11 protein-coding genes and 1 other RNA gene are annotated in these 15000 nt (G+C 38.1%); all 12 read right to left on the minus strand.

Annotated elements, in window-relative coordinates:
• Nucleotides 1-140: 140 nt before the first annotated feature.
• Nucleotides 141-1118: a UDP-N-acetylmuramate dehydrogenase gene (murB, locus tag J7R05_RS05260; protein WP_208541481.1), complete on the minus strand. Its 978-nt coding sequence runs from the start codon at nt 1116-1118 to the stop codon at nt 141-143.
• Nucleotides 1111-2523 (minus strand): UDP-N-acetylmuramate--L-alanine ligase, encoded by a 1413-nt coding sequence (gene murC / locus J7R05_RS05265; protein WP_208541482.1) that lies wholly within the window; start codon nt 2521-2523, stop codon nt 1111-1113. The genes murB and murC overlap by 8 nt, the downstream gene beginning before the upstream one ends.
• Complete coding sequence (gene murG, locus J7R05_RS05270; protein ID WP_208541483.1) at nt 2507-3646, minus strand: undecaprenyldiphospho-muramoylpentapeptide beta-N-acetylglucosaminyltransferase; 1140 nt, start codon at nt 3644-3646, stop codon at nt 2507-2509. Before murG ends, murC begins: the two co-directional genes overlap by 17 nt.
• Nucleotides 3647-3657: 11 nt before the next feature.
• Nucleotides 3658-4794: an FtsW/RodA/SpoVE family cell cycle protein gene (locus J7R05_RS05275; protein ID WP_208541556.1), complete on the minus strand. Its 1137-nt coding sequence runs from the start codon at nt 4792-4794 to the stop codon at nt 3658-3660.
• A gap of 128 nt (nt 4795-4922) precedes the next feature.
• The gene (gene murD, locus J7R05_RS05280) at nt 4923-6329 is read right to left on the minus strand and encodes a UDP-N-acetylmuramoyl-L-alanine--D-glutamate ligase (RefSeq protein WP_208541484.1); all 1407 of its coding nucleotides are present in this window, start codon (nt 6327-6329) and stop codon (nt 4923-4925) included.
• Nucleotides 6330-6333: 4 nt separating this feature from the next.
• On the minus strand, nt 6334-7404 hold the full coding sequence (mraY, locus tag J7R05_RS05285) for a phospho-N-acetylmuramoyl-pentapeptide-transferase (RefSeq protein WP_208541485.1): 1071 nt from the start codon (nt 7402-7404) through the stop codon (nt 6334-6336).
• 21 nt (nt 7405-7425) lie between these two features.
• Nucleotides 7426-8847, minus strand: coding sequence for a UDP-N-acetylmuramoylalanyl-D-glutamyl-2,6-diaminopimelate--D-alanyl-D-alanine ligase (locus tag J7R05_RS05290; RefSeq protein WP_208541486.1), 1422 nt, complete (start codon nt 8845-8847; stop codon nt 7426-7428).
• Nucleotides 8844-10295: a UDP-N-acetylmuramoyl-L-alanyl-D-glutamate--2,6-diaminopimelate ligase gene (locus tag J7R05_RS05295; RefSeq protein WP_208541487.1), complete on the minus strand. Its 1452-nt coding sequence runs from the start codon at nt 10293-10295 to the stop codon at nt 8844-8846. The genes J7R05_RS05290 and J7R05_RS05295 overlap by 4 nt, the downstream gene beginning before the upstream one ends.
• Before the next feature lie 17 nt (nt 10296-10312).
• Nucleotides 10313-12061: a peptidoglycan D,D-transpeptidase FtsI family protein gene (locus J7R05_RS05300; RefSeq protein ID WP_208541488.1), complete on the minus strand. Its 1749-nt coding sequence runs from the start codon at nt 12059-12061 to the stop codon at nt 10313-10315.
• Nucleotides 12061-12465, minus strand: a complete 405-nt coding sequence (gene ftsL, locus J7R05_RS05305) for a cell division protein FtsL (RefSeq protein WP_208541489.1) — start codon at nt 12463-12465, stop codon at nt 12061-12063. The genes J7R05_RS05300 and ftsL overlap by 1 nt, the downstream gene beginning before the upstream one ends.
• Nucleotides 12462-13460: a 16S rRNA (cytosine(1402)-N(4))-methyltransferase RsmH gene (gene rsmH / locus J7R05_RS05310; protein WP_208541490.1), complete on the minus strand. Its 999-nt coding sequence runs from the start codon at nt 13458-13460 to the stop codon at nt 12462-12464. The genes ftsL and rsmH overlap by 4 nt, the downstream gene beginning before the upstream one ends.
• Nucleotides 13461-13698: 238 nt before the next feature.
• Nucleotides 13699-14088, minus strand: an RNA gene (rnpB, locus tag J7R05_RS05315) — RNase P RNA component class A.
• Between the last annotated feature and the right edge of the window lie 912 nt (nt 14089-15000).

Genomic DNA, 15000 nt, shown 5'->3' on the forward strand with positions numbered 1-15000 from the left:
CGAATCAACATCCTAGCATTTTCTATAATGAATCAGAATCAAGAGCATGAAGCAAGAGTTTTTCTGTTAATTTGTTGATTTTTAATGGAAAATTTTTTTATCTCTTTGAAATGACTCAGTTTTTTAGTGATTTAAATAAATCAACAAAACTGATCAAAAGAAGAAACGATATGGTCTTGTTCAAACTGACCAAGGCGCTGTATTTCCCATTCTAAATAATGAGCCGAATGAGCAAAAACACGGGCACGTACAGTTTCACCCAACTGCTCAAGATCATAGCCTGTAGCCTCACCTGTATTAATCATAAAATTACAATGCATCTTACTCATTTGAGCGCCACCGATCTGTAAACCACGACACCCTGCTTCATCAATAACGCGCCATGCAGATGTACCCTTAGGGTTACGAAAAGTTGACCCACCTGTTTTCTCGCGAACAGGTTGCACTTTTTCCCGATGCAGAACAACTTCATTCATAGCAGCATGAATATTATCTTTATTTCCTGGTTTTCCTTCCAACACAGCAGCAGTAAAAATAAGCTCTTCGGAAACATTACAATGACGATACGAATAATGCATATCGTTTATACTCAAGACATGGCGCTCACCCTTACGATCAAGTGCATAGACCTCAACAACACGCTCAGCTGTCTCAATACCATTAGCCCCCGCATTCATTCTTAACGCCCCACCCAAATTACCAGGAATACCATAATAAAAATGAAAACCAGAAAGCTCAGCCTCTAAAGCCGCTGCTGCTAAATGTTTATCTGCCATAGCAGCACCAACAAGAAGGCGCTTTGGAGAAACTTGCTCTAATTGTCCAAAACCTTTTACTGAAAGACGAATAACAACCCCAGGAATTCCCCCATCACGTACAAGAAGATTAGAACCAATCCCTACAATCGTTATAGGAATAGATTCTGGTAGCACTTGAAGAAACAAAGCTAAATCTGCTTCATCAGAAGGCTGATAAAAAAGCTCAGCTAATCCACCAGTACGAAACCATGTCACCTTACGCATTTCAACATTAGGAGTAAATTTACCCCGTATGTTCTTCAACGCAGGCTGTAATTGTATCAACAGCATTTCACCATCAATTGGCTGAAAATTAACCATTTTTATTAAGTTCCGCTAATTGTTTAGGTAGAGCATAAGCCCATTGTGTAATGCTACCTGCACCAAGAAAAACAACATAATCACCAGGCTTTGCTAACGTAGCTATAATCAAAATAATATCTTCAAGAGTATTCACCAAGCGCACATCACGATGACTTGCCATTTGAATATGCTCAACCAACTCTTTAGAACCAAAACCAGTAACTGGTTTTTCACCAGCTGCATAAACCGGTGCAATCATCACTGTATCAGCATCATTAAAACAAGTGACAAAATCATCAAATAAATCATGCAAACGTGAATAACGGTGCGGTTGTACAATCGCAATAACCCGCCCTTTTGCACTTTCACGAGCTGCACTTAAAACAGCTTTTATTTCAACTGGATGATGTCCATAATCATCAAATATCTCAACACCACACCAACTTCCTGTCTGTGTAAAACGTCGTTTCACTCCACAAAATTCTGCTAACCCTTTTCTAATAGATTCATTTGAAATGCCAAGCTCATGTGCAATAGCAATCGCCGCAGTAGCATTAGAAATATTGTGTTGCCCTGACATAGGTAAAACTAAATTTCTCAATTCAGTTTCTTCATTTGTTTTCCGGGATCGAATAAGAACGTCAAAATGCGTTTTTTGACCTTCCATCGAAAGATTAAGAAAACGTACATCAGCTTGCGGATTAGCACCATAAGTTACTACCCAACGATCATCAATACGACTGGCCAATGTTTGAACCTCTGGATGATCAAGGCACATAACAGCAAAACCATAAAAAGGCACATTCTCTACAAATTGTCGAAAAGCCTCACGTATAGCATCAAAACTACCATAATAATCCAGATGTTCAGAGTCGATATTGGTGACAACAACAATATCAGCAGGTAACTTTAAAAATGTACCATCACTTTCATCAGCTTCAACCACCATCCAATCTCCGCAGCCCATACGTGCATTGGTTCCATAAGCGTTGATAATGCCACCATTAATGACCATCGGATCAAAATTACTAGCGTCAAGAAGTGCTGCTACCATTGATGTGGTGGTTGTCTTACCATGTGTACCACCAACAGCTATTGCCCGGCGAAAACGCATCAATTCTGCTAACATTTCCGCACGTCTAACAATTGGTAAATGCTTTTCTTTAGCAGCAATATATTCAGGATTTGTTTTTTTTATAGCAGTGGAAATAACAACAACTTTTGCCGCTTCTAAATTTTCAGCACGATGACCTATATGAATGTTAATCCCTTTACCCCGTAAACGCTCCACATTTGCATTATCTGTTTGATCAGATCCTTGAACTTTATAACCAAGATTATGAAGAACCTCAGCAATTCCACTCATACCAATACCACCGATACCTACAAAGTGGATAAGGCCAATATCAAGCGGCATTTTCATTAAAAAGCTCCTTTCTAATGCCTGATAATGACCTTCCCGTAATCAACGCTTCAGCCATATCCGCAAGAACTTTGGTTGCATGAGGTTGCCCAACCTTTTTTGCAGCAAGCGCCTGTTTTTCTAATAAATCCGGTTCACGACAAGCTTTCGTTAAAAGAGAAGCAAGTATTTGTGCATTTAAATCTTTTTCAGAGATAATTTGAGCTGCTCCCGTTGCAGCAAGCATTGCCGCATTTTCTGCTTGATCATGATCTAAAGCATGAGGATAGGGAATCAATAAAGCTGGCCTACCAATAACAGCTATTTCACAAACCGTTGAAGCACCAGAACGTGACATAATGAAATGAGACCAAGCAATATGTTCAGCCATATTATCAAAAAAAGGAGCAACTTTTGCTTCCACCCCCATATTGCGATAAATTTGTACCAAATCCATCGCTTCACCACGAACCTGCTGAATAATACGTAAACATTTACGGATATTATTATCAAGTAAAGCAATCGCTTCAGGGACAATTTTTGAAAAAGCAGAAGCCCCTTGGCTACCACCAAAAACCAAAAAATGAAATGGCTTGTCCTCAGTAGAAGGACAATAAGGAATTTCTGCCGCTTTAAGAATAGCCTCACGAACAGGATTTCCTGTAAGAAACGTTTTATAAGCATAAATTTCATTAGCTGACAATAAACCACCTGCTATTGCATTGACCCTAGATGCTAAAACTTTATTAGCACGGCCCATAACAGCATTTTGCTCATGAATAAATGTTACACGTTTCGTTAAGGCAGCAATCAAAACAGGTGGAAAGGTAGGATAACCACCAAACCCCCCCACAAGAACAGGACGTAATTTATAAAAAAGCACCCACGATTGACATATTCCCTTTAACAAACGCCAAAATGTTTTTATCAGTGCAAAAGGATGATACCGTGTTAATGTTGCTGATGAAATAATATGGATATGTTTTTTATCAAAATGGCGCACAAAATACTTCGCTCTTTCATCCGTTACCAAATGAACATCATATCCGCGCTGTCTTAATTCAACAGAAAGTGCCTCTGCAGGAAAAAGATGCCCACCTGTACCTCCAGCAACCAAAATAATAACCTTTTTTTTATGCGTCATTAGGTAACATCCTAAACAGTAAGCGGAGGAAAAGCTGAAAACCGCGTTTCTGGCCAACGGCGTGTTAAACTAAGCAAAATACCCATCGAAATAGCAATCGCCACCATAGATGAACCACCATAAGAAATAAATGGCAATGTCATACCTTTTGGAGGTATCAAATGAAGATTGACTGCCATATTAATCCCCGATTGCAAACCAATCATTATAGCCATGCCAGTAATACCAAAACACGTAAATGAATCACGCGTATTCAACGCTATATAAAGTGAACGTATAACAATAAAACCAAAAAGGGCCATAATCAATAAACAGAAGATAATACCATATTCTTCAGCTGCAACAGAAAACACAAAATCTGTATGGCTATCAGGAATAATGCGCTTAACTGTCCCCTCACCTGGCCCTTGACCAAACCACCCACCATTTAAAATAGCTTCACGCCCTACATCCACCTGAAATGTATCACCTTCACCTGTCAAAAAACCATTAATACGTTCGCGCACATGGTGAACAAAAAAATAAGCTAAAAAACCTCCTAAAACCGCTAAAACAACAAAGAACAAAATAATAGTAAGAGATACACCTGCAATAAAAAACAAACCACCCCATGTTGCACTAATTAAAAGTGTTTGACCAATATCAGGCTGTAAAACAAGAAGTGTGCAACAAAGAGCATAAAGTGCAATAGCCAATGTATAGCGCAACCTACCGTAATGTTTCATTTGATCTGAAAACAACCAAGCTGACACAACCACAAACGCTGGTTTCATAAATTCTGAAGCTTGCAAAGAAAAACCAAACAAAGAAACCCAACGCCGTGCCCCTTTTAACTCAGAACCAAATAATAAAGTTGCGACCATAAGAATAAGTGTCGCAAATAACAAAAAAATGGACAAACGACGAATATTATGGGGTGAAAAAAAAGAAATAGTAACCATAGTAAAAAACGCAAGGATACTAAAAATGATATGCCAACGAACAAAATAAAAACTATCCGCAATTCCTATTTTTTTCGCAACAGCGGGACTAGCTGCAAAAGACAACATAACGCCAATCCCCATCACAATCAGACAAGCAGCAAAAATAAAACGATCAATCGTCCACCACCAATTAGCAATCGGATCTTGATTTGCACGAGTAATCATCACCTTCACTTTATCCTTTTTATCATTCCACTCAAAGCGATATGATGTTTCTATTTTTTTTGGCAAGCATTTCAAAAACTAAATTACACTAAAAAAGATTCTGGATTATTAATAGTAGAATAATTTTTTTATAATTCGTTTTCCTTCAACTGCCTAACCAAAGAAATAAAAGTCTCTCCACGCATTTCATAATTTTTGAATTGATCATAACTCGCACAAGCTGGCGAAAACAAAACCACAGCTTCTTTTACATTAGCATGAGTTGCATCAATAGCCGCTTCCTGCACTGCATTTTCCAAAGTTAAGCTCATTGAAAAAGGAAAAGCAGAGCCAATAGTGCGGGCAAAATCCTCTGCAGCAGCACCAATTAAATAAGCTTTATGAATTTTATCAAAAAATCCTTTTAAGGGAGTAATTCCACTTTCTTTTGCCTGCCCTCCAGCAATCCAAAAAATATCGTTAAAAGTAGAAAGCGCGCAAGCTGATGCTTCCGCATTAGTAGCTTTACTATCATTAATAAACAAAACCGATCCCATTTTGCGTACCTGCTGCATACGATGGGCAAGCCCCATATAACTTGCTAAATGCTTCTCTATATGCGGATCAGTAATTTTTAACACCTGCAATGTCGCTAAAACCATAAGAGCATTTTGCACATTATGGGCACCGCGTAACGAAGTTATTGTAGCAAGATCTGCAAGCAAACAACGCTGCCCATGGCTAATAGAAAAAAGTTTGGTTCCTTCTGCATAAAAACCATCATCAATACAGTGTTCTTTAGAAATTGCCTTAACTTGATGCCCCTTATTTACAAGTTGTTGATATAAAACCTGACAGGCGGCATCATCAACTGAAACAAGAGCATGAGAAGCTTTAGAAACTAAACGCCCTTTGATTTGCGCATAATGAGTAAAACTGCCATGTCGGTCAATATGATCAGGTGTTAGATTTAACAAAAGACCAATTGTAGATTGAAGAGAAGGACTTAAGTCAATCTGAAATGATGAACATTCAATAACATAAATACGTTTTTTAACAAATGGCTTAAGAGTTAATATCGCCGTTCCAATATTTCCTCCCATTTGTACATCATAACCCATCTTGTCTAAAAGATGGGCAAGTAAAGTAGTAGTGGTCGATTTACCATTCGTACCTGTAATAGCAATAAATGGAACATCCTGATCACAAAAACCATGTTGACGTAAAAAATGGTTCCGTGCACGAACAAATAGTTCAATATCACCAATAATTTCTATACCTGCCTGACGTGCTTTATCAACCGTCCAATGAGGTTGAGGGTGAGTTAAAGGTACCCCAGGCGCTAAAATCAATACAACAAATTCTGACCAATCCTCATAACGAAGATCTCTCGTTGGGATATTTTCTCTACAAGCAGCTTCTACGCCAGAAGGATTTTCATCCCACCCAATCACTTCAGCTCCACCAGTAATCAGTGCTTGCGCTGTAGCTAATCCCGACTGCCCTAGTCCAAATAGAGCAACTTTTTGACCTTTATAACATTCAACTGAAATCACAATCTTATCTCAACTTAAGTGTTGAAAGACCAATCAACGCTAAAACAATCGAAATAATCCAAAAGCGTACCACAACCTGACTTTCAGTCCACCCCTTTTTCTCAAAATGATGATGAATTGGTGCCATAAGGAATACACGCTTTCTCGTCAATTTAAACCAACCTACCTGAATGATAACCGACAGTGTTTCTAAAACAAAAAGCCCACCGATAACAGCTAAAACAATTTCATGTTTAGTCGCTACAGCAACAACACCCAACAACCCTCCAAGTGCCAACGAACCGGTATCACCCATAAAAATAGCCGCCGGAGGTGCATTAAACCATAAAAAGCCAAGACCAGCACCCACAACTGATCCTAATAAAACAGTCAATTCTCCAGCTCCAGATACATAGTGGATCTGTAAATAATCAGCAAAATTTATATTACCCGACAGATAAGCAATTAACGCAAACGATAAAGCAGCAACCATTACAGGAACAATAGCAAGCCCATCAAGACCATCCGTTAAATTAACCGCATTACCGGTCCCCACTATAACACAAGCAGTAAAAGGAATAAAAAACCAACCTAAATTAATAAAATAGTCTTTCACAAAAGGTAAAGCCAATCCTGGTGAACCAATCTTTACAATAATCACACAAGCAGTTGTCGCAATTAAAAACTCTAAACCCAACCGTGCTTTACCGGAAAATCCCTTGTCTGTTTGCTTTGTCACTTTAAGATAATCATCATAAAAACCAATTACCCCAAAAGAAAGCATAACTAATAATGATACCCAAAGATAAGCGTTCGATAAATTACACCACAGAAGCGTCGATGCCACAATGCCACTCAAAATCATTAACCCACCCATGGTAGGTGTCCCAGCTTTTTTAAAATGGGTCTGAGGACCATCAGCTCGAATTGGCTGCCCCTTTCCTTGCCGCACTTTAAGAGAAGCAATAATACTAGGGCCAAACAAAAAAACAATTAAACCTGATGTCAGCATAGCTAACACAGTGCGAAAAGTAATATAACGAAAAACATTAACGCCTGGCAGCCAATCACTCAACGAAGAAAGTAACAAAATCATAGTGCAAAAAACCCGGTAAAATTATAAAGATATCTTTTTATAGCGATCAAGAAGAGCCACCACAATACGTGACAAACCAACACTATGAGATGATTTAATCATAATAAGATCGCCTTCTGAAATTTCTTGTAAAATAAGCGGTAAAAGTTCCTCAATATATTCAGAGTAATAAACTTTGATATAAGTAGAAAGCTCATCAGCCAAAAATTTCATTGCTTTTCCAACTAAAAAAACCGGATTAGCATCAGAAATACATATTGGCTTCACCAGATCACGATGAAGCTTTTCACTATAAACTCCTAACTCAAGCATATCACCCAAAATTGCTATTTTACGACCACGTGTACCGACTGGTCCCGCAGCAAGAAGATCAAGGGCAGCACGCATAGAAGCAGGATTGGCATTATAACTTTCATCAATTAAATGAAATTCTCCTCCATTTGGCAAAGATAGTCGATAGCGGTTACCTCTGCCTTTTGGAAGAGAAAAACAATTTAAAGCAAGTGAAACACGTGTTAAATCAGCACCAACTACATCACAAACCGCTAAAACGCCCAAAATATTTTGTACAATATGCCGCCCAGGAGCACCAATTTTAACCGTCATATCTTGGTTAGAAAAATGCATAGTCATGCAAGAACAATCTGTCAAAAGATGAATCTCTTTTGCCTGGTAATTAGCACCCTGTGATTCTCCAAAACTCAAGATTTTTTTTACACCACATTGTTCTGCTTTTTGAACCAAACGAGAAAAAAAATGACTATCCGCATTTAAAAGAGCTACACCTTCATCATTCAGTCCTTCAAAAATTTCAGCTTTTGCATCTGCAATTTCTTCAAGATTTTTAAAAAAACCTATATGTCCAGCAGCAATATGAGTAATCAAAGCTACATGTGGGCGAACTAATTTTACCAAAGGGCGAATTTCATCCTTATGATTCATCCCAATCTCAAATATACCATAATCACTATCTGCAGGCATACGTGCTAAAGTTAAGGGAACCCCCCAACAATTATTGAAAGAACCAAGATTAGCATAAACCCTTCCTACAGTTCCAAGTGCTTGTTTAAGAGCTTCTTTTGTTGTTGTTTTTCCAACAGAACCTGTAACAGCTATAATTTTAGCTTTTGAACGCTCACGTGCTGCTTGCGCAAGTTTTTCTAACGCTTTTAAAACATCGGGAACCACAATCAATGGAGCAGCTAATGTCTTCATTTCAGCCAAACGATTTTGCGCAACCACAAGAACTCCAGCACCTTTCGCATAAGCTTGTGCAGCAAAATCATGACCGTCTAGACTATTACCCTTAATACAGAAAAAAATATCACCCTCTATAAGAGATCTACTATCAATAGAAATCCCCGAAAAAGTCTCTGGCAAGCATCCAACCGATAGACCATTCATAACAGAAAGAAGTGTCTGTTTATCCCATAAAACTGTCATTTATTTCGTTCTTTCAAAGCAGAAACTGCTCTTAAATGATCTGAAAAAGGATACGTTGTCTTTCCTATAATTTGACCATTTTCATGACCTTTTCCTGCAATAATCAACGTATCTCCAGCTTCAAGTAATCTCACTGCATAATCAATAGCTTCACCACGATCTGCTATTTCCATTGCTCCTGATGCTGCTTGTAAAATATCTTTTCGAATTTTCGCAGGATCTTCCGTGCGAGGATTATCATCAGTAACAATAACAATATCAGCTTTGCTTGCTGCAATTTTTCCCATCAAGGGTCTTTTGCCTTGATCACGATCACCACCACAACCAAAAACAAGAATCAAACGCCCCAATGTAAAGGGGCGAACAGAAAGTAATACCTGCTCTAAAGCCTCTGGTTTATGAGCATAATCCACATAAACAAATGCATTATCTTTCGTATTTCCGACCAACTCTAACCGACCAGGTGCTCCTTGTAATTTTTTCAAAGAGCGAAAAACACTACTGGGCGGTACATTTGTCGCAATTGCTAAGCCTGCAGCCATAAGTGCATTAGTCACTTGAAACTCCCCCGCAAGAGGCAAATCAAATGTGTAAATATCGTTTCCCATACGACACTCAACACACTGTTTTAAACGCTGATGCTCAATACGATTAATTGTAATAAACTGACCCTTACGTCCAATCGTTAATACTGGGCGCCCTGCTCGTGTAACATGATCAATCACCTTTTGTGAATAAACATCATCTGCAAAAATAATAGCGGGTGCATCACATGGCAAAAGCGTATCAAACAATCTCATTTTAGCACGTAAATAATCTTCCACACATGGGTGATAATCCATATGATCGCGCCCTAAATTGGTAAAAGCTGCTGCTGCCAAACGCACTCCATCAAGTCTACCCTGGTCAAGACCATGCGAAGAAGCTTCAAGTGCTGCATGTGTAACACCCTCACTAGCAATTTCACACAACAAACGCTGCAACATTACTGGATCAGGTGTTGTGAGGGAACCATAATCATTACGCTTCGGTGAAACAACACCAACTGTCCCTATGCTAGCCGCACAAAACCCAACATGCTTCCAAATTTGCCTAACAAAAGCCACAACCGATGTTTTTCCGCTTGTCCCCGTAACAGCTGTAACAATTTCAGGTTGAACACCATAAAAACGTGCAGCTGCAATGGCTAAGCTATGGCGTACATCTACAACACGCAAAACCGGAACACATATCCCCTCAAGAGCACAATTGTAATCTGTAACTATTACTCGTGCACCACGCTCTATAGCATCATTCACATATTGCCTGCCATCACCTTGTTTTCCTTGAAGAGCCACAAAAACATAACCTGGCAACACTTGCCGAGAATCTGAACTTATTCCCGTAATTTCAATTGAAGCAAGACAATTATCTTCAATACATTCTGTAAATAATGCTCCAAGAAACATGATCGCTTATCTTTATGTTAATTGTTTACCGTTGTCTTAAATAATGCAGAATTATTAGTTGTACTTAAAGTTAGCTCATATTCTTTTTTAAAATCTGATTTTACTCCAAGAAAACTGGCTGAACGACGAATAATATTCGCAAGCATCGGTGCTGCATTCATTGCTGCCACTGCTGAGCGTTTGCCTTCTTCAGGCTGAGGTTCATCAACAATTGTTAAAACAACGTAAGAAGGATTATCCATAGGGAAAGCAGCAAGAAAACTGTTGAAATTCTTCATCTTAGAATATTTTCCATTTTCAACTTTTTCAGCTGTTCCTGTCTTACCGCCAATACGATAACCTTCCACCCTTGCATTACGCCCAGAACCAATAGTACTATTTAACTGATAAAGGTAGCGCATATCCTGGCTAGTTCGGGGATGCAAAACTTGTTTAGCATGTTGCAAAACTTGCGCTTTAGTTCGCTTTAAAAATGTGGGTTCAATCAGCCAGCCACCATTCATTAAAGCAGCTGCTCCTACCGCTGTTTGCAATGGTGTTGTTGCCATACCATGACCAAAAGAAATCGTCATAGAATCTATATCCCGCCAACGACGCGGCAAAACAGGATTAGCAACCTCAGGTAATTCTATTGTCATACGATCAAGTAAACCAAGACGTTTCAAAAAATCACGATGTCCATCAATCCCTATTTCTAATGCTTCTTGAGCAGAACCAATATTAGAAGAATAAACAAACACCTCCCATAACGTTAAGAGGCGATTTTTTCCATGAAAATCACGAATAAAACGATTATGACTTACTTGAATTGGTTTTGAAGCATCAATGATACTATTTAAATGAAAAACTTCTGAATCAAGCGCCATCGCAGTAGTAAAGCTTTTGATAATTGATCCCATTTCAAAAGTTCCAGCTGTCATCCGATTAAGGCGGTCACCTCTAAGAGCATCAACAGGATTCCCAGGATCAAAATCAGGCACAGATACCATAGCAACGACCTCACCGGTATGGATGTTAAAAATAACAGCTCCTGCAGCAAGCGCTTTATAGCGTTTCATCCCCTTCATAAGCTCATCACGCACAATTGCCTGAACACGTATATCAATCGAAAGTTGAACTGGTTTCAACAATGCCTCAGTTGCAAGACCAGCATCTCGAAGAACACTCAAACCCGTATCATCAATATATTTTTCTATGCCTGCTATGCCTTGATTATCAACATTAACCATACCAAGAATATGCGAAGCTATAGGCCCACCTGGATAAAAACGACGTACTTCAGTACGAAAACCAATACCTGGAATACCAAGCGCCATAATTTGTGCTTTTTGTGTTGGAGTTAACCCACGTTGGATCCAAGAAAAACGAGATTTTCTTTTTAAGTGTTTATAAGTTTCTTGCCAATTGAGCTGGGGTAAAACTGTTGAAATCAATTCTATTGTCTCATCTATATCAATAATACGGTGTGGCTCAGCAAAAAGTGAGTAAGTTTCAATATCTGTTGCCAATAAACGCCCATTACGATCAATAATATCAGGTCGAGCAGCTAATTGTAATGCTCCCGGTCCTTTTGCTTCTTCAATCTGGCCACCTTGAAGCCCATAAGAAATAAGGCACTTCGCCATAATACCGTACAGAATAAGAAAACACAGTAGAGAAAAAATCAATCGTGAACGATTAAAATATGAGTGATAAATAGGAAAATCTGGATTGTTCAATTGGTCATTTAATTTCTTTTTGCGTGAAAACAAGAGCAACAATCGCATTACTGCACACCTTTTTGAATAACGTTATCATTCTGAGAAACATGATTTTTAACAAGAAGAGCCTTATCTTCTTCAAAGGTATTTTTTTTAATCAATTCGTCAATTTGATCATATAAACGTGTTGGAATGTCTTTCAATTCTACAATCTGACGAGGTTGTATTATTTCCAAGCCTAGTTCTTTTTGATAATATTCTGCAAGTTTTTGCATACGTGATGGTTCTATCATCACAGCCCACTCAGCATGCAAAAGCCTTACCATATTTTTTTCTGCTGCAATCTCCCGTTCAAGACGGTATGTTTCGCTAATTTGTTTTTGGACATCATATTTTACCTTATAAGTAATAGCTGCCATACAAATCATAATAGTTACTAAAACCACATCCAATGTACGAAAAACTGTCATTTTTTACTGCCCTTAAAACTGGTAATTTCTGCCAAACCAAACAATTCCATATCCGCTTTAATGACATCCTCTTGAGTACGTATGCCTACACGTAACTTTGCAGAACGTGCACGAGGATTTTTTTGTAATTCTTCTTCATTTGCAGTCTTCACACCTTTAAACAAAGGCAAAAATGTTGCTGGACTAGATTTTATTTCAGGAAGATAGCGTGACCTTCCCCCTTCTCCTGAACGAGCAGAAAAAAATCTTTTTACTATGCGATCCTCAAGAGAATGAAAACTAACAACTCCTAAACGCCCTCCTGCTTTCAAAACTTTTTCAGCAGCCAATAAACCTCGCATAAGTTCACCAAGCTCATCATTAACGTAAATACGAAGAGCCTGAAACACACGTGTTGCAGGATGAATACGATCATCTGGTTTACGACCCACTAAAACCTCAATAGCATTGGCAAGATCACATGTACGCAAAAAAGGATGAATACGACGACGCTTTTCAATCATCCGCGCAATTCGACCCGCATGACGCTCTTCACCCAATATCCTAAATATACGGGACAATTCATTGACTTTTAAACAATTAACAACATCGCTTGCTGTAAAACCAGTCTGTGCCATTCGCATATCTAGTGGACCATCTTTTTGAAAAGAAAATCCCCGTTCAGCTTCATCCAATTGCATTGAAGATACGCCAATATCAAGAATAACTGCATCCACCTTTTCTTCCACCACACAATCCAACCGTGAAAACTCCATTTGCACCAAACGAAGACGTGGAAAAAATTGATCGACAAGCAATTGTCCCTCACGAATTGCATGAGGATCACGATCAAGAGCAATAACATCTGCACCTGCATCAAGCAAAGCGCGCGTATAACCCCCAGCACCAAAGGTACCATCAATTACTTTTGCCCCAGATAATGGTACAAGCGCAGCTAAAACTGGCTGCAACAATACTGGAATATGGCTCTCAGTTTCATTATCCTGCCCTGTCAAAATAACCCATCTTGATTTATATTTTTCCGCATCAATAACCACCAATGGCAAATGATGTCATAATAACCAAAACCTTAACTTTCACACTTATCTTAACAAAAGAAAATGCAGTTAAAGTTATCCTAATGCACACATTAATTCATTATATTTAAAGAAATGTTATAATTTTAAAAAACATTCTTTAAAGTGTGCAATTTAAACATAAATTTTTCTTGAAAATTTGTGCTAATACTATAAAAATATCAGTCGGCCTGTAAGCCGGGTTCTGTATGGTAAAGTTTACACTCTACATGGCAACCATTCATCTGGGACGGATGTTACCATCCGCCTCGTGCAACCTACCCAAATGACTCACCTGGAAACTGGCTGCAAGTTAAGCCTTGCGCGTCATTTCTATTCGGTCTTGCTCCCGGTGGGGTTTACCTTGCCACACTCATTACTGAGTGTGCGGTGGGCTCTTACCCCACCCTTTCACCCTTACCTATAAAAATAGGCGGTTTGCTTTCTGTGGCACTTTCCCTAGGGTCACCCCCGCCGGGTGTTACCCGGCACCGTTTTTCCATGGAGCCCGGACTTTCCTCACCTGCTTTTTTAAACATTGAGCAAGCGCGGCTGCCCAGCCGACTGACTTGATGATTTATAAAACATTTTTTACAAAGTGAAAATAGCCTTTAAAAATATTTTACATATCCTTAAAATCGTTCATTATCATCAAAACATAGTGTTGTTTCAATGAAACTAAATAGATTGTAATTTTTGAGCAATATTTTAAACTAAAATAGAACTCATTTGCGCAGCACGATTGGTATTATATTTTTAAAATTATACAACTATCGTCACTGCTTAATTTAGGTATTTATATCAATAATGTACACCGCATTCAAAATTGCCTTAAGAATGATAAAGATCTTTATACAGAGTTATTTAGAAACTCCCCCTCGCAGGTCAAATTTATTGTACCAAAAAATTTTTTGTATGTGTACGACCGTTACTTTAATACTAACAATAGCTTATGTTAAATTAATTGGAATCTTATATTGAATTGCAATTTTTGAACTAAAATTTCATAAAAAAGAACAAATATTTTAAAAGAAATAACAATTAAACTGCTGTTGAAGCTTAAACTTTCAATATCAGTATAAACCCTTTCGCACAAAATATAAAAATAGAGAAAAGATCGTAATTTAAAAGGATTTTCAAAAATTGCATTCTTTCTGTTTTCATTAAAATACGTCTAATCACAATTATAAAGCTTTAAGGTGTATTTTATCTAGAAAGGAATTTAAAAGTGATACAATATATTCATTTGATAGACCTACAATACTAATTGTATGCAAAAAAATAATGATGAAAAACTCCATCACTTATCGCTTACAGATATTAAAAACTCCATTATTGCCAAATCTATTATTTAAAATACCAATATCGACTAAGAATGTTTTTAACGAATGCTCTTTTATTCATTAAACATATAGCATCCCTAAAAAAGATCATCAGTTCTATTTAAAGCCAATACCAATTAGCAAAAGCTCATGTCATG

This window comes from Bartonella capreoli, from assembly GCF_902813205.1.
GTDB lineage: Bacteria > Pseudomonadota > Alphaproteobacteria > Rhizobiales > Rhizobiaceae > Bartonella > Bartonella schoenbuchensis.

Coding starts and splice junctions, on each gene's coding strand:
- J7R05_RS05290 (WP_208541486.1), bottom strand. CDS start 8,847: ATGACAGTTTTATGGGATAAACAGACACTTCTTTCTGTTATGAATGGT.
- murG (WP_208541483.1), bottom strand. CDS start 3,646: ATGACGCATAAAAAAAAGGTTATTATTTTGGTTGCTGGAGGTACAGGT.
- ftsL (WP_208541489.1), bottom strand. CDS start 12,465: ATGACAGTTTTTCGTACATTGGATGTGGTTTTAGTAACTATTATGATT.
- J7R05_RS05275 (WP_208541556.1), bottom strand. CDS start 4,794: ATGATTACTCGTGCAAATCAAGATCCGATTGCTAATTGGTGGTGGACG.
- J7R05_RS05300 (WP_208541488.1), bottom strand. CDS start 12,061: ATGCGATTGTTGCTCTTGTTTTCACGCAAAAAGAAATTAAATGACCAA.
- mraY (WP_208541485.1), bottom strand. CDS start 7,404: ATGATTTTGTTACTTTCTTCGTTGAGTGATTGGCTGCCAGGCGTTAAT.
- J7R05_RS05295 (WP_208541487.1), bottom strand. CDS start 10,295: ATGTTTCTTGGAGCATTATTTACAGAATGTATTGAAGATAATTGTCTT.
- murC (WP_208541482.1), bottom strand. CDS start 2,523: ATGAAAATGCCGCTTGATATTGGCCTTATCCACTTTGTAGGTATCGGT.
- murB (WP_208541481.1), bottom strand. CDS start 1,118: ATGGTTAATTTTCAGCCAATTGATGGTGAAATGCTGTTGATACAATTA.